This is a genomic window from Actinomadura fulvescens, assembly GCF_039533225.1.
In the GTDB taxonomy this organism is placed as follows: domain Bacteria; phylum Actinomycetota; class Actinomycetes; order Streptosporangiales; family Streptosporangiaceae; genus Spirillospora; species Spirillospora fulvescens.
In genome coordinates this window covers 519,841-539,112 of record NZ_BAAATD010000002.1, presented here as the reverse complement: position 1 = coordinate 539,112, position 19,272 = coordinate 519,841, and the positions used below count along the sequence as shown (strand labels likewise).

Genomic DNA, 19,272 nt, shown 5'->3' with positions numbered 1-19,272 from the left:
CACGAAACCATGCCTGCGCCGCATCACACCCGCGCCGCACTACGTCGTCCCGGTGATACGTCCGCACCGCGATATAGCCACACCGCGATATGGCCAAACCGTGCCGCTGATGCGCTATGTCGCGCCACTGCCGCCTACTTCACGGCCTGATGCGCTTCGCGGGTTTGCGGCAGCGGTCACCCCTTTGGTCGAGCATTTCGCCCGGCAGGCGGGCGGGACGGGGCTGAAGGCCTAAAAGCGGCAGCGACAAAGAGGTGGGTGGCGGGCGTGGTCTCGTTCGGTTGCGCGGCCTTTCCTGTGGCTGATGTTCGATCTTCAGCCGCGCGGAGCGCGGGTTTAGCGCCACCCCAGGTAGCAGCCCTACCACTCCCTCGCGCATGGCCTAGCTCCCGCAACCTCAAGCAACGTGACAGCACCCACGAAAGCCCGCACGAACGCACAATGGGTCATTTCGGCACCGCTCAACCGTCATCCCAGATCAGCCGACTTAATCTCCGACTCACCCGCCCTCAACCAACGACGAGCGTGGGACGACAACCCGCCTCACGCCAATAAACCGATGGCCAGATACGGCCATTGACAGCCATTCAATTGATCACTGTATGGCCGTGTGTGGCGATACAATAACTGTATGCGTTCGATCGTGGCGGATCCCCATTCCGCTTCTACCGATGAATTGGTGGAAGCGGCGGCTGCGATCGCCACCGAACTCGCCCAGCGTGCCGCACCCGATTCCGGGGCGGCGTGCATGGAGCTGGCCGAGAAGCTCGCCACCTCCCTCGATCAAGCGGAACTCGCACTGGCCGGGCTGATCGCGGTCGTCGACCGGACCGGTGAGATGAAGCAGTGGGGGCTGCCGTCCACCCAGGCATGGCTGCGCTGCCACATGGGGATGCGTGAAGGCCGCGCGAAAGAACGCATCGCCCTGGCCCGCCAACTGCCTCGTTTGGAGCAGGTGAAGGCAGAGTTGGCCACCGGCGCACTGTCTTACGGATATGCCGCCACCATCGCCGACGCCGTGCAACGACTCAGCGAACAGGACTGCGCCGCAGCCGAAGACATCCTGTTGAAGGCCGCCGGTGAGGGATTGTCGGCGGGCAAGGTCGCGCGCCTCGGCAGCAAGATTCATGACCTGGTCGCCGAACGCAACGGCGACGACCAGCCGCCGCAGGATGTGCGACGCGGGTATGAACGCTCGTGGCTGACCGTCAGCCGGTCGCTGGATGGCGGCTGCTACCTCAACGGCTGGCTCAACCCCGAAGACACCGCCATCCTGGACGGCACCCTGGCGCCGTTGGCCAAACCCGCCGGCACCGACGACCGGCGCGACCTGGGTGAACGCACCGCTGCCGCGCTGTCCAGTGTGCTGGCGGGCGGCCACAAGGCCACCCGCGTGACCGTCATCGCCCACATCGACACCCTCACCGGTGATGACACTCCGGGCCGGTTGCGCGATGGCACACCGGTGCCCGCAGAGCAGGTGCGGCGCCTGGCGCTGACCGCCGGAATCTCACCGCTGATCCTGGGTAAGGGAAACGAACCGCTGTACCTGGGACACACCGTCCGCATCGCCAGCCCTGGGCAGCGCCGCGTACTGGAGACCCTGTACGACACCTGCGCCGTGCAGGGTTGTGAGGTGCCCGGCTTGCTGTGCGAGGTCGACCACGTCGACGGGTGGGCGTTGGGCAACAGCCCCACCGACATCGACAAACTGACTTTGTGCTGCGGCTGGCACAACCGCTGGAAACACACCCACCCTGACCAGATTCAGATCACCAAAGCCGACGGACGCTATCTCTATCGGGCACTGCCGCCCAACGGCATCACCCGATCAAGGCGCAGCCGATCACCCGATGATCGCCTCGACCCCTGGCACGACCAACAACTCGCAGCCTGATCCCGCCAATGCCAGCCCGGCGCCCCACCGCACCGGGCCCACAGGCACGCCCACGGCAACTGATCGACCGTTGACCTTGCTACGAGGGGAAGCCCAGACCAATGAGGTCCCCAGTTGCGCGGACGATGGGACCGTCTGGCGCGGTGATCGCCGTCAGTTCAGGGTGAGGTGGTTTTGCGCCTCCGGTCCTGCGTCTCCTTCATGGCGAGCAGGCCCCGGCCCATGGAGTCGTCGACGGCCCTGGCCGCCTCATACGGCAGGCCATCAGTGATCCACACGAACCTGGCCCCCTTCAGCGACGACCTGCGCCGGGGCGCGAATCCCACCGGCGACTCGGGTACCGAGCAGGCGGGCCGACGAGCCGCTCTCGCGCCCCCACCCCGTTGAAGAACGTGATGACCCGGTCAGCGCCCTCCATGCGCGCGTCCGTCACTCTCGTGCAATGCCCCCAGCGCGTCCCAGACCGCCTCCCTGCGGGTCGTCGCCATGACGGGTCCATGTTCACGCGGTCTCCGGGGTACTGAACTTCCCTGCCATCCGTCACGGCGCACCACCTTGCCCTGGCCGCCCTCGATCGGCAGCAGATCCGCCATGAGGTAGTCGACGATGAGCAGACCCCGTGATGTCTTCCGGCCCCGCGTGGTGGAACGCGGGGAGCTCTGGGCGGGAGTCCTGATCCCCGACGGGTTTCAGCCGGGACGCGTTCGCCGGCTGGCACCTAGGGCTGTAGGTCGCGGAGTTTGGCGCGGATCGCGTCCGGGTCGGCGTAGCCGGTTCCCAGGCGGGGGACGAGTTGGAGCAGGTCCAGCATGTCGATGGCCTGCTGCCAGGCGGTGCGGGCGGCGGCGTGGTCGCCTCCGGCCTGATGGGCGTCGCCTAGATGGTCGAGCTTGGTGGCCTGGCGGTGCAGGTCACCGAGTTCTCGTTGCAGTGCGGCGGCCCGTTCGAGACAGGTAATGGCCTCTTGGTGATGGCCGAGCAGGTGGTGGGCGTAGCCGATGCTGTCGAGCGTGTTGGCCTCGCCCTGCCGGTCGCCTAGTTCGCGCTGGAGGGTGAGGGCTTGTCGGCAGTAGTTGAGGGCCTGGTGAGGTTCCCCGAGCAGGACGTGGAACCAGCCGAGGTTGTTGAGGGTGCCTGCCTGCCCATGGCGATGGCCGGTGGCACGGGACAGGGCGAGTGCCTGCCGGGTGTGGGCCATCGCCTCCTCGTAGCTGTCCTGGAATTCGGCCAGTATGCCGAGTTTGTGGTGGGCCTCGACCTGACCGTTCGCGTCGTCGAGGTCGTCGAAGAGGGCGAGAGCCTGTCGCAGGTGGAACTGGGCCTCGTCGTAGCGGCCGAGCAGCGCGCACGCATGGCCGACGCCGAGGCGAGTGTGGGCCTGTCCGTACGGGTCGTGGTGGTGGGTGGCGGTCAGGGCGGTGTGGTGACTGGCGATCCAGTCGTGCCAGTGTTCCTTCAGCCTGAAATAGATCCTGAGGGCCCAGGGGATCTGCCAGGCGTGAACTGTGTGGCCGTCGGCTGCGGCCTGCTCGATGGCGGCTAGCAGCACCGGGTATTCGGCGTCGAACCACGTTCGTGCCGCCGTATGGTCGGGGGGCTTCTCGGGCACCACGCCGGGCTGAGGCGGGGTGAGGGTGATGTGGGGCACGCCCGGATACATCAGCAGGGTGGCGGCATGGGCGCTGTGCAGGTAGTGGTCGAGCATCCGGTGGACGGCGGCGCGCCGTTCGGGTTCGGGGTCATGGGTATGGGCCTGCTCGTTGGCGTAGAGGCGGAGCAGGTCGTGGAAGGCGAACCGGCCGGGGGCGGATTCGGCGAGCAGGTGTGCGCGGGCCAGCTCGCTCAGCAGGCTCCTCGCCTGTGCGCCCGCCAGGCTTGCGGCGGCGGGAACGCTGACCTCTGGGCCGGGATGAAGGCCCAGCAGCCGGAACAGCCGTGCGGCCTCGGGCGTGAGCTGGTCGTACGACCAGGAGAAGACGGTCCGGGTGTCGGTGGCGGCCTCGCCGCTGTCGAGGGTCTCCAGGCGTTGGTGAACGTCGCGCAGCTCGTCGGCCAGTGCGGTCAGTGGGAAGCTCGGATGGGTGGCGGCGCGGGCGGCCACGATCGACAGGGCCAGCGGCAACCGGGCGCACCGGTTGATGATCTCTTCTGTGGCCTTGGGGTGGGTCGTCACCTGTTCCGTGCCCACGCGGCGGGCCAGGAGCTGGTGGGCGTCGGCCCTGGGGAGCACATCGAGGGTGAGGGGGCGGGCGCCCTGCGCGATGAGGCTCGGCAGGCGGTTGCGGCTGGTCACCATCACCACGCAGCCGGGCGAGCCGGGAAGCAGCGGATTGATCTGGTCGATGTCGCGGGCGTTGTCGAGGACGACGAGGATTCGCCGACCGGCCAGCAGGCTGCGGTACAGGGCGGCCTGGGCCTCCAGGTTGACCGGGATCTGCTCCGGGGGCACCTGGAAGGCGTCGAGGAACACGCGGATCGCCTCGGCGGAGGCGACCGGCGGCCCGGCCGGGTCGAAGCCGCGGAGGTTGACGTACAGCTGGCCGTCGGGGAACCGCGCGGCGACCTGGTGCGCCCAGTGCACCGCCAGCGCGGTCTTGCCGATGCCCGCCGTCCCGCCGATCGCGGAGATCAGTACCGTGCTGGTCTCCTCCAGCATGGCGGTCAGCGCGCGCAGTTCGGCCCGGCGGCCGGTGAACCCGGCGATCGCGGCGGGCAGTTGCCGTGGCACCGCCACGTCCGGCATCGGCTGACGGGGCGGGTACGGGTCGTCCGGCAGGCAGATCCACGCGCTGGTCCGGGTCTGTTTCACTGAGATCCGCACCCGCCGGTAGGTGGCCGGACGGGCGTCCGCGTCGTGACGGACGACCTCGTCGTAGAACCACTGCGAAGCGATCACAGCGAGCGTCCCCGCCGAGCCGACCAGGGCGCGCCTGAGCGGCTCGGCGTCCAGCAGCCGGAACGCCAGGTCGATGGCGGACCCGGCCACCCCATGGGCGTCGTGGCAGACCTCCCCGGCGTGCAGCGCCAGCCGTAGCCGGATGCGCGCCTGCCGGTCGCAGCCCTCGTTGTGGTCAGCCAGCGCCAGGGCCAGTTCGCCGAGGACCTTGGTCACCAGCAGGGTCTTGGGCACCTCGGACGGCACCAGGACGAACACCCCATCGCCCCGGTCCTCGTGGTAGCAGTCCCGCCAAGGCACTCCCGAACGGGTGAACGCGGCACGCAGCGACCGGTACACGCCATCGCGTACCGCGAGCTGATGGGGGCGGTGCCGATCGGTGAACCTCTCGACATCGACACAGAGGATCGTCCGGTGCACCGCGGGTGGAAGCGCGCTCATCCCTTTCCTCGCTCAGGCCGTAACGGCATCATCGGCCGAACGGTTCGGTCACGCAATGTGATCACGTGAACCAGCGGGTGTGGGCCTCACAGAACGTCTGCGGGTCGTCCGGACGACCCACGTCGTAGGTGATGTCCAGGCCACTGATCATGCCGCCGAGATAGGCGTTGACCTGGTCGAGGTGTATGAGCTCACGCAGTGCGACGCGTGCGGCCGGGCCATGCGGACTTGCCCGCGATGTACTCGGCCGTCGTGCGTGCTGTGCAGGGGCCGTCACGTCGTCGAGGGAGCCGCGCCGGTCGAGTGTCCACCCCACCTGTCAGTCTTCGATGAGGACGGGTTCGGGTGCGAGGGGGGCGCGATCCGGCTCGCGTGTGTGCCGCTTCAGGGCGAGGGTGATGAACGCGCCCAGCAGGATGGCGGCGGCCGCGGCGTAGGTCGCTGTGCGGATGCCGTCGGCCAGTTCGGCGCGCAGCGCCTCACCGGTGAGGCCGTCCAGGCCCGAGTTGGTGAGCGCGACGAGGACGGCTAGGCCGACGGCGCCGCCGACCTGCTGCGCGGTGGAGGCCATGCCGGAGGCGACGCCCTGCTCGCTCGCGGCGACGCCGGACGCCGCCGCGATCCACATCCCGGTCCAGGTGACGCCCTGGCCGATCCCGGAGATCAGGATCCCGGGCAGCAGCGCGGCGTACGAGCCGTCGGCGGTGACCGCGTACGCCATCAGGGCGGTGCCGGGCGCGCCCGCGACCAGGCCGCTGAGGAGCGTGGCGCGCAGGCCGACCCGGCCGACCATCCGCTCGCCGAGCTGGGTGCCCGCCGCGATCGCGAGCGACGGCACCAGGAACGCCAGGCCGGTGGCGAGCGGGCTGTAGCCGTGCACGCTCTGCAGGTAGATGGTCAGGAAGTACGGCAGGGCGCCGAACGTGCCCATGAAGGTGAACGTGATCGCCATCCCCGCGCTCAGGCTCCGGTTGGTGAACAGCCGCAGCGGCATCAACGGGTCCGCGGCCCGCCCCTCGATCCAGGCGAACACCGCGAGCAGCGCGGCGGACGCGCCGAAGGCGGCGAGGATCTCCGGCGCGGCCCAGCCGGCCTCGGGGCCCTGGACGAGCGCGAAGACGAACAACGTCACGCCCGCGGTCACGGTCAGCGCGCCGGGCAGGTCGAAGCCGCGGCCCCGCTCGCGCCGCCCGTCGCGGGCCAGGAGCGCGAAGGCGAGCAGCGCGGCGCCGCCCGCCAGCGGCACGTTGACGTAGAACACCGACTCCCAGCCGAACGCGTCGGTCAGCACGCCGCCGAGCAGCGAGCCGAGCGACAGCCCGCTCGCGCCGGCACCGCCCCAGATCGCCAGCGCGCGGTTGCGTTCCCTGCCTTCGGCGAACATGGTGTTGACCAAGGAGAGCGTGGCCGGGAAGAGCAGCGCGCCGCCGAACCCCTGCACGGCGCGGGCGGCGATCAGCAACCCGGGTCCATCGGCCAGCCCGCCCGCCAGCGACGATCCGGCGTAGAGCACGAGCGCCAGGGCGAACATGCGGCGGCGCCCCAGCAGGTCGGACGCGCGGCCACCAAGCAGCAGGAAACCACCGAAGACCACCGCGTAGGCGCTGACGACCCATTGCAGGCCCTGTTCGGAGAAGCTCAGCTCGCGGCCGATCTCCGGGAGCGCCACGTAGACGATGTTGAAGTCCAGGGCGATGATGAGCTGGGCGAACGCAAGAAGCGCCAAGGCCCAGCCCTGGCGCGAACGCGCTGCGGGCATGAGGGTCCCCTCGTATCGTTACGACCGTCCGGGAAGCCCGAACAGTTTGACCGTACGAGACTTTCGTACAATTCGGGCGTGAAGTCAACCGACCGTACGGCTATCCCGTACAGTGGTACGCATGGCGGCACTCCTGCACCCCGAGCGCGACGCGATCCAGCTCGTGGACGTGATGCACGCCCTCGGCCACCCGGTCCGGCACAAGATCGTTCAAGAGATCGCCTCGGGTGAGGAGAAGTGGTGCGGCGACATCGACGTGGGCGCGCCCAAGTCGACGCTCACCGGCCACTGGCGCGTGCTGCGCGAGAGCGGGGTCATCTTCCAGCGCCCCGAGGGCCGCAACCTCTACATCACGTTGCGCCGCGATGATCTGGAGGCCCGCTTTCCCGGTCTGCTGGACCTGGTACTCGGCGACACGTGACCGTCACGCCTCTTCGTGCAGCAGCAGGAGGGTGTACGCGGCGACCGTCGAGTCGTCGGTGATGAGGCCGTCCCGCACCATCCGCCTGAACTCCGCGCGCGTGACGAATCGCTGCCGCATGTCCTGCTCTTCGAGCTCGCGGTCGGTCTCGCCCTGCGTCAGGCCGGTGGCGAGGAAGACGTGGAACCCCTGGCTGCTGCTGCCGTGCGAGCTGTTGAGGTAGCCGAGCGGAGTCATGGACGCGGCGCGCAGGCCGGTCTCCTCCGCCAGCTCGTGCCGGGCGAGGATCTCCGGGTCGTCGGCGGGCTTCCGGTCGGGATAGGAGCCCTGCGGGAAGTTCCACGTCCGGCGGCCGATCGCGTAGCGGTACTCCTCGACGAGATGGAAACCGTCACGTTCGGCGGGGACCACCAGCGCGTAGTCGGACTTGTCGACGACGCCGAAGACGCCGCGCGAGCCGTCGGGGCGTTCGACCTGGTCCTCGCGCACGGTCATCCAGCGGTTCTCGTACACGACACGCGACGACAACGTTCTGATCGTCTGCTCGTCGGCCATGCCGCAACCCTAGCGACACCCATCCGTGGTTGAATCCACGGATATGTGGCCGTCGTCACACATTTCCCGTCCGTGGCTGCGCTGGTACGAGCCCGGTGTCCCGGCCGAGCTCGAGATCCCGGAGATCCCGGTCACCCGGCTGCTCGACGACGCGGCGGGGCGGCGGCCACGCGGCACCGCACTGATCTTCTTCGGCCGCCGGATCCGGTACCGGCAGCTGCGCACGGCGGCCGACCGGTTCGCGGCGGGCCTGCACCGGTTCGGCGTCCAGCCCGGCGACCGCGTCGCGCTCATCCTGCCCAACTGCCCGCAGCTGGTGATCGCGTTCTTCGGCACGCTGCGGCGCGGCGCCATCCCGGTGCCGCTGAACCCCCTCCACACCGAGGAGGAGCTGCGCCACCAGCTCGCCGACTGCGAGGCCCGGCTCGCCGTCGTGCTGGATCGTTCCTACGCCGCCCTCGACGCGATCGGCGACAAGGTCTCGGTGGAGCACGTCGTCGTCACGTCCCTGCTGGACTTCCTGCCGCCGCTGAAACGGCTCGCGCTCCGGCTGCCGCTCGTGCAGACCCAGCGGCGGCGGGCCAGGCTCACCGCCGAGGTGCCGTCCGACGCCGGGCTGCTGCGGTTCGCCGAGCTCCAGCGGCCGGCGCAGCGCCGCGTCCGGCAGTACCGGCTCGACCCCGCCAAGCACCTCGCCGCGATCCAGTACACCGGCGGCACCGGCGGGCTGCCCAAGGGCGCCATGCTGACCCACCGCAACCTCATCGCCAACGCGTGCCAGCAGCAGGCCTGGGACACCGGCTGCCGGGACGGCGGTGAGGTGACCCTGGCGGTCCTGCCGCTCTTCCACTCGTTCGGCATGCTGAGCTGCATGATCGCACCGGTGATGCGCGCCGGTGCTGTGGTGCTGCTGCCCCGCTTCGACGGCGAGCAGGTGATCAAGGCGCTGCGCCGGCACAAGCCCACGATCTTCCCCGGCGTGCCGACGCTGTACGACCACGTGCTGGACAGCCCCCGCCTGGCCCCCGGCGACCTCGACTCGGTACGGATCTTCCTGTCCGGCGGCGTCGAGCTCCCGCCGGACACGGCCGCCCGGCTGGAGGCGCTCGGCGGCGACCGGCTCATCCAGTGCTACGGGCTGACCGAGGCGTCGCCCGCCGTCACCGGCAACCCCCTCGGCGGCGGCGCCCGCAACACCACCATGGGCGTCCCGCTGCCGATGACGGACGCGCTCATCGTCGATCCCGACGAGCCGACCAGGGTGCTGCCGTACGGGGAGCCGGGCGAACTGGTCGTGCGCGGTCCCCAGGTGTTCGCCGGCTACTGGAACGCACCACTCGAAACCGCGCAGGTGCTCTCCAAGGGATGGCTCCGCACCGGCGACATGGCGGTCATGGACGAGATCGGCTTCGTCACGATCCTGGAACGCCGGCGCGACGTGATCAAGGTAAGCGGCTTCAGCGTCTTCCCGTCCGAAGTTGAGGAGGTGCTGCGCCGCCACCCCGCGGTGTTCGACTGCGCCGTCGCGGGCGTGCGCGACGAACGCCGCCGCGGCGAACGGGTCGTCGCCTACGTCGTCGAGCATCCCGCCTACCCGTTCTCTGCCGACGAGCTGCACCGCCACTGCGAACGCTTTCTCAGCCACTACAAGGTCCCCGCCGCGTTCGTCCCCTGCACCGACCTGCCGCGCACGATGCTCGGCAAGCTGCAGCGGCACGAGCTCCGCGAACGCACTCCCAGCCCCGAGCCGTCGCCCTAGGCGGACCGCGTGGCACGGTCCACGTCGTTCGATCACGCTAATCGGTTGACATGGTGACCGATTGTGGATGAAGCCCTGGCCAGTTGAGGTCCGGCCCGTCCCCACAGCCCGAAGTTCATTCATCTTCAAGGCAGAGCGCCACATCGCTGTGGTCTCTACGGGGCACAGAAGGGGGCCATCCGTGGTTGCACGCACGTCACCCGGATTCATCCGACATCACCATCCCTTCCTCGCGGGCCTGCTCGCCCTGACGCTGGTCGTCACGCTGACGGCCGCCTCGTGGCAGCCGCCCGCCGACGCGACCACACGGGCCGCCGCCGCCGCGCTGCCGGCCAACTTCCAGGAGAGGGCGGTGCTCAGCGGCTTGACGGCGCCGACGAACGTGGAGTTCGCGGCGGACGGGAGGATCTTCGTCGCGGAGAAGAGCGGCATCATCAAGGTGTTCGACTCGCTCAGCGACACCACCGCCGAGGTCTACGCCGACCTGCGGCAGGAGACGTTCAACAACTGGGACCGCGGGATGCTCGGCCTCGCGCTGCACCCGAACTTCCCGAGCGACCCAAGGGTGTACGTGATGTACACCTACAACGGCGTGCTCGGCGGCACGTACCCGCGGTGGCCCTCCTCCGACGGCTCCAACGACCAGTGCCCCGATCCCCCTGGCGCCACCAACGAGGGCTGTGTCGTGGCCGGGCGCATCTCGGTGCTGACTCCGGGCGTCCAGGCGGCGGGCGCGCTGGCCACGAAGGCGGCGGCCGGGCCGGTCACCGAACGGGTCCTGGTCGAGGACTGGTGCCAGCAGTTCCCCAGCCACTCGGTCGGCACGCTGGCGTTCGGCAAGGACGGCATGTTGTACGCGGGCGGCGGCGACGGCGCCAGCTTCAACTACGCCGACTACGGCCAGAAGAACAACGCGTGCGGCGACCCGCCCGGGACGGCAGGCACACCGCTGACCGCGCCGACCGCCGAGGGCGGCGCGCTGCGTTCGCAGGACCTGCGCACCCGGACCGACCCGACGACGCTCGACGGCACCATCATCCGGGTCGACCCCGACACCGGCGCGGGCGCGCCGGGCAACCCGCTGGCCACCGGCAACGTCAACGAGAAGCGCGTCATCGCCTACGGCCTGCGCAACCAGTTCCGGTTCACCATCAAGCCGGGCACCAACGAGATCTGGGCCGGTGACGTCGGCTACACGACCTGGGAGGAGATCAACCGCCTGACCGAGCCGTTCACCACCCTGCGCAACTTCGGCTGGCCCTGCTACGAGGGCACGCCGCGCACGACCTCCTACGACGCGGCCAACCTCGACCTCTGCGAGAACCTGTACGCGGCGGGCGCGAGCGCGGTGACGCCGCCGCACTTCGCCTGGAACCACAGCGCCAAGATCGTGCCGGGCGAGACCTGCACCACGGGAAGCTCCTCCAGCAGCGGCGTCGCGTTCTACGCGGGCAGCGTCTACCCGGCGCAGTACCGGAACGGCCTGTTCTTCACCGACTACTCGCGCAAGTGCGTGTGGGTGATGAAGGCGGGCACCGACGGGCTGCCCGACCCGGCGCAGATCGAGACGTTCGCGACCCGTTCGGGCGGCCTGGTCGAGCTGCAGGCGGGGCCGAACGGCGACATCTTCGGCGTCGACATCGGCGCGGGATCGATCGTCCGCTACACCTACCACGGCGTCAACAACCCGCCGGTCGCGGCCATCAAGACCGACGTGACCAGCGGCGCCGTGCCGCTGACCGTGCAGTTCGACGGCACCACCTCCAGCGACGCCGACGGCAACGTGCCGCTGACGTACGCCTGGGACCTCAACGGCGACGGCACGTTCACCGACTCGACCGCCGCCAGGCCGGCGTACACCTACACGGCCGCGGGGCGCTACACCGTCGGCCTGCGGGTCACCGACACACGCGGCGCGAGCGACACCGCGACCCAGCAGATCGTGGCCGGGTCCACCCCGCCGACGGCGACGATCAACACCCCCGCCGCGGGGCTGACGTGGAAGGTCGGCGACCGGATCGACTTCTCCGGCTCGGCGACCGACGCCGAGGACGGCGCCCTCACCGGCGCCTCCCTCAAGTGGCAGACGATCATGCACCACTGCCCGAGCGACTGCCACACCCACACCATCACCGGCCAGGACGGCGCGTCCGGCTCGTTCGTCGCGCCGGACCACGAGTACCCGTCGTGGATCGAGCTGCGGCTCACCGCGACCGACTCCGGCGGGCTGTCCGACACCAAGAGCGTCGCGCTGCAGCCCAAGACCACGCAGATCACGCTGGCGTCCAACCCGCCCGGCATCCCGCTGACCCTGCTGCAGACGACCAGGGCGGCACCGTTCACCAGCACCGTGATCAACGGGTCCACGGTCTCGATCTCGGCGCCCACGGCGACGCAGATCGTCAACCGCAAGGGCTACGAGTTCGTGGGCTGGTCCGACGGCGGCGCGTCCGCCCACAACATCACGGCCCCGGCCACCAACACGACGCTGACCGCCAACTACCGCCTGAAGACCAACCTGGCGCTCAACCGGCCGACGAAGGTGTCCAGCGTCGAGAAGGCCGGGACCGAAGGCCCGAAGGCGGTCGACGGCAGCATGTCGACCCGCTGGTCCAGCAAGCGGACGGACCCGCAGTGGATCGAGGTGGACCTCGGTACCGCCAAGCAGGTCGGTTTCGTCAACCTGAAGTGGGAGGTGGCCTACGCCACCGAGTACCGGATCCAGACCTCCACGGGTGGCGGAGTCTGGACGACCGTCCATACCCGCACGGGCGGCAACGGCGCCGACGACTGGGTGCAGTTCACTCCGGTCAACGCGCGGTGGGTCCGCATGTACGGCGTCAAACGGGCGACGCAGTACGGCTACTCGCTCTGGGAGATGGAGATCTACAACAGATAGGGCCGATGGGCTGATGGTTAACTGATCGGATGCTTTCCGACAGGTCCGGCCTCCTGGCCTCGCTCGCCGACCTCGGCCGCGCCGCGGCCGGGTCGGCGGGCGCACCGGCGGGCGCACCGGCGGGCGCACCGGCGGGCGCACCGGCGGGCGCGCTGGCGGAGCCGGAGGTGCTGTACGACCGGCACTCGGTGCTGGTCGTACGGCTCGGTGACGTGGTCGTCAAGGCCCACCAGCCGGACCGGGACGGCGGCCCGCTGCTGGAACGGCGGATGGAGATCGCCGCCGGCCTGCCGGCCCTCCTCCTCCGGCCGCTCGGACCCCGGCGCGAGATCGGCGGCCGGGTGGTCACGGTCTGGCCGTACGGGACTCCGGTCGACCCGGCCGGCCCGCTGCCCTGGGAGGACGGCGGACGGTTGCTCGCGGAGCTCCATGCCGTGCCCGTGCCCCCGCGGGCACCGGGCTGGGGCCGCCCGGCGCGGGTCGCGCGGCTGGTCTCCCGGCTGGAGGACGGCCCGGCGGCGGTCGAGATCCGTCGCGCGTTCGCCACCCTTCCCTCCTGGATTCGCGGCGAGGCCGACGAGCCCGCGGGTGGTGCCCGGTGCCTGATCCATGGCGACTGGCACCTGGGGCAGATGGTCCAGGACGCCTCCGGGGCCTGGCGGCTCATCGATGTGGAAGATCTCGGAGCGGGCGATCCGGCCTGGGACCTCGCCCGGCCCGCCGCGCTCTACTCGGCGGGCGTGCTGCCGCCGGACGACTGGGAACGCCTGCTGGGGGCCTACCAGGCGGCGGGAGGGCCCGCGGTGCCGCCGCACGCGAACCCATGGACGACCTTGGACGTACCGGCCCGAACTCTCGTGATCCAAATCGCCGCCACGTGCGTCATATCCGCGCGGGAGGGGGACCGACCGCTCGAAGAGCCGGAACGCGCGCTCGTCGATGCCTGCCGCAGAATCTCCACCGCGGGCATTCCGGCATGACGTGACGTGGGGACTGCTCTAGATTTAGCCTCTACCTGGGGATTCCATACCGGAAGGACAAGAAGGCATGCACTGCCCTAAGTGTCGTGGCGTGATGCGGACGTACACCCGCAACGGCGTTCACATCGAGCAATGTGACAACTGCCGGGGCATCTTCCTCGACTACGGCGAGCTCGAGGCCCTCAGCAACATGGCGGCCAACTTCCACGCGCCGCCCGCCGCTCCCGCCGCCCCCGCGGCTCCGGCCTGGGGCGCACCCGCGGCGGTCCATCACCATCACCACGGTGGGCACCACCACCGCCCCCACCACGGGAGCGTCTTCCACATGCTCTTCACCACCTGAGGCCGCGGGCGGTCGCTCCTTCGCCACAGACGGAGAAGCGACCGCCTTGACATGACCCGGCGGCACCGCGCCGGTGATTACAGGCGCGGGTCGACGGGCTCGGACTCCAGCGCGAGGACGGCGAACACCGCCTGGTGCACGCGCCAGAGCGGCTCCCCGGCGGTGAGGCGGTCGAGCGCCTCCAGGCCGAGCGCGTGCTCGCGCATCGCGAGCGAGCGCTTGCGCCCGAGCGAGCGGTTGCGGAGCCGGCCGAGGTTCTCCGGCTCGGTGTAGTCCGGTCCGTAGATGATCCGCAGGTACTCGCGGCCCCGGCACTTGATGCCGGGCTGCACCTTCCGGTCCTCGGGCGGCGGGCCGAGCGGCTTGACCACCATGCCCTCTCCCCCGGCCTCGGTCCGCTCCGTCCACCAGTCCGTGGCGGCGGTCACCGACGCCGGCGAGCCCAGGTCGACGACCAGGGAGCCGGTGCCGGTGATCAGCCCGGCCGGGTCGGTCCCGGCCAGCCGCCCCGTGATCTCCATGTGCCAGTCGTGCTCGCGGGACGTGGCCCACGTGCGCCGCTCGCCCGCCAGCACCTGGAACGGCGCCAGCTTCAGCCCGGTCAGGCCGTCCACCTGCCAGCAGTAGCGGGCGTACGCCTCGCGGAACAGCGCCGCGTTCGCGGTGCGCCGGTCGACGCGCTCGCGCAGGCCGCCGACGTCCAGGCCGCGGGCGGCGGCGCGGGCGAGGGCGTCCGACGCCATCGGCAGCGCCGCCCGGGCGGCCGCGCCGGTCGCCGCGTACTGCGTCCGGATCAGGTCCATGGCCTTGGCCGACCACGGCAGCAGCTCGCAGTCCAGAACGAGCCAGCCGGTCTCCAGCTCGTCCCAGAGCCCGGCACCGGCGATCGCCGTCCGGACGCGGTCGAGGACCTCGGCGGTGCGCGCCGGGTCACGGAAGAACGCGCGCCCCGTCCGGGTGAAGATCGCGCCGGTGGTGCCGTCGGTCACGCCGAAACGGCCGGCCGCCACCTCGGCGTCGCGCGCCGCGACCACCACGGCCCGCGATCCCATGTGCTTCTCCTCGCAGATCACGCGGTCGAGACCCTGCTCGCGGTACGCGGCGAACGCCTCGGCCGGGTGCTCCAGGTAGCCGGGCAGGGACGAGGTCGCGGGCGGCGCCATCGTCGGCGGCAGGTAGACCAGCCAGCGCGGGTCGATCGCGAACCGGCTCATCACCTCCAGGGCCGCGAGCGCGTTCTCGTGCCGGACCGAGACCCGGCCCATCAGGGTCGTCTCGACCCCCTCGTTCCCCAGCACATCCTCGATCTTGAGGACGTCGGACTCGCGGTGCCCGCCCGCCTTCATGGCCGGGACGGGCACGAGCGGCCGCGTCGGCTCGTACCAGACCTGCTTGGCGGGCACGGCGGCCAGCTCGCGCTCCGGATACCGGAGCGCGGTCAGCTTCCCGCCGAACACCACTCCGGTGTCCAGGCAGATCGTGTTGTTGATCCACTCCGGCTCGGGAACGGGCGTGTGCCCGTACACGACCATCGCCTTGCCGCGGTAGTCGTTGGCCCACGGGTAGCGCACCGGCAGCCCGTACTCGTCGGTCTCCCCGGTCGTGTCGCCGTAGAGGGCGAACGAGCGGACACGTCCCGAGGCACGTCCGTGGTAGTCCTCCTTCAGCCCGGCGTGCGCGACGACCAGACGTCCCTCGTCCAGCACGTAGTGGCTGATGAGGCCGTCCATGAACCCCAGGGCACGGTCGCGGAAGTCGTCCGGCTCGGCGGCCAGCTGGTCGAGCGACTCGGCCAGGCCGTGCGCGACGCGCACCTTCTTGCCGCGCATGGCCCGCACCAGTTTGCTCTCGTGGTTGCCGGAGACGCACAGCGCCTGACCCGCCTCGACCATGCCCATGACCAGGCGCAGCACGCCCGGCGTGTCCGGCCCTCGGTCGACCAGGTCGCCGACGAAGACGGCGGTGCGTCCGCCGGGGTGGTTGGCTCCCGCGGCGCGGCCGAGCGCGTCGCGCTCGATCTCGTAGCCCAGCTCGCCGAGCAGTTCCTCCAGCTCGGCGCGGCAGCCGTGGACGTCGCCGATGATGTCGAACGGCCCGGTGAGCTCGCGCTTGTCCGTCCACGCCTTCTCGTACGTGATCGTCGCGGCGTCGATCTCGTCCACGCCGGTCAGAACGTACGAGCGCTTGAACTCGCGGCCCAGCGACCGCAGGCCGCGCCGCAGCTCGCGGCGCTGGCGCGGGATCACGTGATCGGGCAGGTCGCGGTCGGGGCGAGCGGCGTTACGCTCGGCGGCGACGTGCTCGGGCACGTCCAGGACGATCGCCACGGACAGCACGTCGTGGTCCTTGGCGATCTGGAGCAGCGACTGGCGGGCCTTCTGCTGCACGTTGGTGGCGTCCACGACGGTCAGCAGCCCACGCCGCAGCCGTTTGCGGACGATGTAGTTGAGCAGGTCGAACGCGTCGCCAGTCGCGGCCTGGTCGTTCTCGTCGTCGGCCACCACGAGCCGGCAGTAGTCCGACGACACCACCTGGCTCGGCTTGAAGTGCCTGCGGGCGAAGTGCGACTTGCCGGAGCCGGAGACGCCGACGAGCACGACGAGCCCCATCTCGGGCAGGCGGATCTCGGTGGGGGTGGTCTCGGTGATCTCGGTCATCGGGCGAACACTCCCAGCTGGGTCGGGGCCCCGACCTCAGGATCGTCGTCGCCCACGGGCACGTAGCGGACCTGATAGCCGTGGTCGGCGGCGACCCGCTCGGCCCATCGGCGGAACTCCGCGCGGGTCCATTCGAAACGGTGGTCGGGGTGGCGCATCGCGCCCGGCGCCAGCCCCTCGTACCGCACGTTGTATTCGGAGTTGGGCGTCGTGACGACCACCACGCGGGGCTTGGCGTCGCCGAACACCACCCGTTCCACGGCGGGCAGCCGCGGCGGGTCGATGTGCTCGATGACCTCCATCAGCACGGCCGCGTCGTAGCCGCGGAAACGTTCGTCGGCGTACGTCAGCGCGCCCTGGAACACCTCCACCCGCGGCGGCCGGTCGGACCGGGATTCATCGGGCTCCCCGCGGCGGCGGGCACCGTGCAGCGCGCGGTCGGACACGTCGACGCCCACGATCCGCTGGAAGTAGGCGTCCTGCTTGAGCCGCGCGACCAGCTTGCCCGAGCCGCAGCCGAGATCGATGACGCGCGGCGCCCGCTGCGCGTGCAGCGTCTCCAGCACGGCCTGGATGCGCCGTTCGGCGAGCGGCACCGGCGGCGCGGCGGCCGTGGACTCGGCCTCCGGCGCGGCGCCGGGCTCGGCCGCCGTGGGGTCGACCGCGGGCGGCTCCTCCTCGATCGGGTCGCGGTCGAGCTCGTCCTCGGGCGCGCCGTCGGAGTCGGCGAGCCGGGCGAGCGCGGTCCGGACGAGCCCGCGCCGGTTGGCGAGGTAGCGGCGGGTGATGTCGGCCCGGTCCGGGTGCGCGGCCAGCCAGCCCTCACCGGCCCGGATCAGCTTGTCGACCTCGTCAGACGCGATCCAGTAGTGCTTGGCGTCGTCCAGCACCGGCAGCAGCACGTACAGCTGGTTGAGGGCCTCGGAGAGCTTCAGCCGTCCCGTCAGCGTCAGCGAGACGTACCGCGAGTCGCCCCAGTCCGCGAACTCCGGGTCGAGCGGCACCCGGGTCGCCGTGACCTGCCAGCCGAGCGGCGCGAAGTAGCGTTCGGCGCGGGCCGGGCCGCCCCGGCAGGGCAGCGCGGGCAGCGTGATCTCCAAGGGCAGCGCCGTCTCCGCGAGCTCGGGCCGCAGGTCGCAGCGGCCGCGCATCGCGGTGCGGAAGACGCCCGCCATCGCCGACGCCAGCAGCGACGACGCGGCGTAGGGCCGGTCGTTCACGTACTGGCCGAGCGAGAAGTCGGGCGTGCCCCTGCCACGCGTGCGCACCAGCTTGACCGGGTCGACGTCGAGGAGCAGCGCGGCCGTGCAGCGGTCGGCGTCCGCGTCCGGGTAGAAGACGTGCGCGGTGCCGAAGGCCTGCTCGAACGGCTGCACCCGATCGGGATGCTTGTGCAGCAGAAAGCCCAGGTCGGTGGCAGGGGACAAGGTCGTCGTGATGGTAAGCAGCACGCCTCAAGGATGGCGGACCGGGCCGCCGCGTTCCCAGCGCATTTCCGCTGGAACGATCTAGGGAACGGCCGGGCCGGTGACGAACCGGCCTCGCCGGTCGTACGGCCAGCCGTTGATCCGGCACCCCTTCAGCCCGAAGATCTGCTGCTGCATGACCGGCGCGAGACGGCCCTTCCCGGCGCAGGTCATGTGGTCGTAACCCAGCCTGTGGCCGACCTCGTGGTTGATGACGAGCGCGTGGTAGTGGTCCGGCTGGCCCTTGTAGTAGGTGGTCAGCAGGAGCCAGCGCCGGAGGTTGACCACGACCTGCTTGCCGCCGCTGCAGTTGACCTGCCCCTTGGTCTCCAGGCCGTACGCGCCGCACAGCTTGTCGACCGTTCCAGGCGAGGCCAGCCGCACCACGAAGTCGTACTGGCCGGAGGACACCCGCTGGAACCCCCATTTGCCCCCGGAGGTCCAGCCGCGCGGGTCGGCGAGGATCCTGTCGACGCTCTGCGCGAAGACCACGGGCCGCTGGCGGATGCCGCCCTCCACCTCGACCATGTAGCGCAGCACCTTGCCGCGGCCGTGGACGCGGCCCGTCCCCACCGCCGGGCGGAGGAAACGACCGGTCCCGCGCACCGGGATGTAGAGCGGGCGCCGCGGGGTGATGACGGGCGGGGCGTCGGGAGCCGAGTCGACGTGCCCTTTCGGGCTGTTCTTCGGTCCGGGGTCGGTGCGCGGCGCGGCCAGGCCGCCCGAGCCGCCGGGCGACCCGAAGATGAGGAACCCGAACGCGCCGATCCCGGCCAGCAGGATCAGCCCGACGACGATCACCACCATGATGCGGAACAGCCGGCGGCTGCGCGACGCGCCCACGAACGCCCGGTCCAGGTCCTGTCCCATCCCGCTGGAGCCCTGGTAGGGATCGCGCCGGCGGGGCGGGCCGCCGTAGGTGTCGGTGCCGTAGACATCCGGCCCGTAGGTGTCGGGCCCGTACGTGCTGGACCCGTAACTGTCGGACCCGTACGGCTCGGACCCATACGGGTCGGGTCCGTACGGGTCGGGCCCAGAGGGCTCGGGGCCGCTCTGCTGCCGGCCGGGCCCGGGGGGCGCGGGGTGCCGCCGTGGGGGTTCGGGTCGGCGCCGGCGCCGGCCCGGGCGGGAACGTGGGGGCTGCATGACGCTGGAAAGCATGCCAGAAAGACGCGCCCATTTGATCATTTCGCAACATG

General features: G+C 70.7%; 12 protein-coding genes. 6 read left to right on the top strand and 6 right to left on the bottom strand.

Annotated features, from left to right (window positions below; genetic code table 11):
- The first annotated feature begins 631 nt into the window (after positions 1–631).
- Complete coding sequence (locus ABD333_RS09325; RefSeq protein WP_344539662.1) at positions 632–1,897, top strand: HNH endonuclease signature motif containing protein; 1,266 nt, start codon at positions 632–634, stop codon at positions 1,895–1,897.
- A gap of 718 nt (positions 1,898–2,615) precedes the next feature.
- On the opposite strand, the gene ABD333_RS09320 is transcribed toward ABD333_RS09325, so the two are convergent.
- Positions 2,616–5,234, bottom strand: a complete 2,619-nt coding sequence (locus tag ABD333_RS09320; RefSeq protein WP_344539661.1) for an ATP-binding protein — start codon at positions 5,232–5,234, stop codon at positions 2,616–2,618.
- A gap of 319 nt (positions 5,235–5,553) precedes the next feature.
- Complete coding sequence (locus tag ABD333_RS09315) at positions 5,554–6,993, bottom strand: MFS transporter (RefSeq protein WP_344539659.1); 1,440 nt, start codon at positions 6,991–6,993, stop codon at positions 5,554–5,556.
- 121 nt (positions 6,994–7,114) lie between these two features.
- On the opposite strand from ABD333_RS09315, the gene ABD333_RS09310 reads away from it, so the two are divergent.
- The gene (locus tag ABD333_RS09310; RefSeq protein WP_344539657.1) at positions 7,115–7,414 is read left to right on the top strand and encodes an ArsR/SmtB family transcription factor; all 300 of its coding nucleotides are present in this window, start codon (positions 7,115–7,117) and stop codon (positions 7,412–7,414) included.
- Between the two features lie 3 nt (positions 7,415–7,417).
- Here the strand turns inward: ABD333_RS09310 and ABD333_RS09305 are convergent, their stop codons facing one another.
- The gene (locus tag ABD333_RS09305; RefSeq protein ID WP_344539656.1) at positions 7,418–7,969 is read right to left on the bottom strand and encodes an NUDIX hydrolase; all 552 of its coding nucleotides are present in this window, start codon (positions 7,967–7,969) and stop codon (positions 7,418–7,420) included.
- A gap of 43 nt (positions 7,970–8,012) precedes the next feature.
- Here ABD333_RS09305 and ABD333_RS09300 point away from each other — a divergent pair, with 43 nt between their 5' ends.
- The 4 genes from ABD333_RS09300 to ABD333_RS09285 all read left to right on the top strand — a co-directional run bounded on the left by ABD333_RS09300 (position 8,013) and on the right by ABD333_RS09285 (position 13,950).
- Positions 8,013–9,728, top strand: a complete 1,716-nt coding sequence (locus ABD333_RS09300) for an AMP-binding protein (RefSeq protein ID WP_344539654.1) — start codon at positions 8,013–8,015, stop codon at positions 9,726–9,728.
- Between the two features lie 181 nt (positions 9,729–9,909).
- Positions 9,910–12,627 carry a PQQ-dependent sugar dehydrogenase gene (locus tag ABD333_RS09295; RefSeq protein ID WP_344539652.1) on the top strand — a complete coding sequence of 906 codons (2,718 nt, stop codon included), beginning with the start codon at positions 9,910–9,912 and terminating at the stop codon, positions 12,625–12,627.
- Positions 12,628–12,656: 29 nt separating this feature from the next.
- The gene (locus ABD333_RS09290; protein WP_344539650.1) at positions 12,657–13,607 is read left to right on the top strand and encodes a phosphotransferase family protein; all 951 of its coding nucleotides are present in this window, start codon (positions 12,657–12,659) and stop codon (positions 13,605–13,607) included.
- Positions 13,608–13,674: 67 nt separating this feature from the next.
- The gene (locus ABD333_RS09285) at positions 13,675–13,950 is read left to right on the top strand and encodes a TFIIB-type zinc ribbon-containing protein (protein ID WP_344539649.1); all 276 of its coding nucleotides are present in this window, start codon (positions 13,675–13,677) and stop codon (positions 13,948–13,950) included.
- Positions 13,951–14,027: 77 nt separating this feature from the next.
- On the opposite strand, the gene ABD333_RS09280 is transcribed toward ABD333_RS09285, so the two are convergent.
- The 3 genes from ABD333_RS09280 to ABD333_RS09270 are packed head-to-tail and all read right to left on the bottom strand — an operon-like array spanning position 14,028 to position 19,234.
- A complete protein-coding gene (locus tag ABD333_RS09280; protein WP_344539647.1) occupies positions 14,028–16,607 on the bottom strand; it encodes a polynucleotide kinase-phosphatase in 2,580 nt (859 codons plus the stop codon).
- Entirely contained in the window at positions 16,604–18,058 is a 1,455-nt protein-coding gene (locus ABD333_RS09275; protein ID WP_344539646.1) for a 3' terminal RNA ribose 2'-O-methyltransferase Hen1, read from the bottom strand. The genes ABD333_RS09280 and ABD333_RS09275 overlap by 4 nt, the downstream gene beginning before the upstream one ends.
- 57 nt (positions 18,059–18,115) lie before the next feature.
- Positions 18,116–19,234 carry a DUF3152 domain-containing protein gene (locus ABD333_RS09270; protein ID WP_344539645.1) on the bottom strand — a complete coding sequence of 373 codons (1,119 nt, stop codon included), beginning with the start codon at positions 19,232–19,234 and terminating at the stop codon, positions 18,116–18,118.
- Positions 19,235–19,272 lie beyond the last annotated feature (38 nt).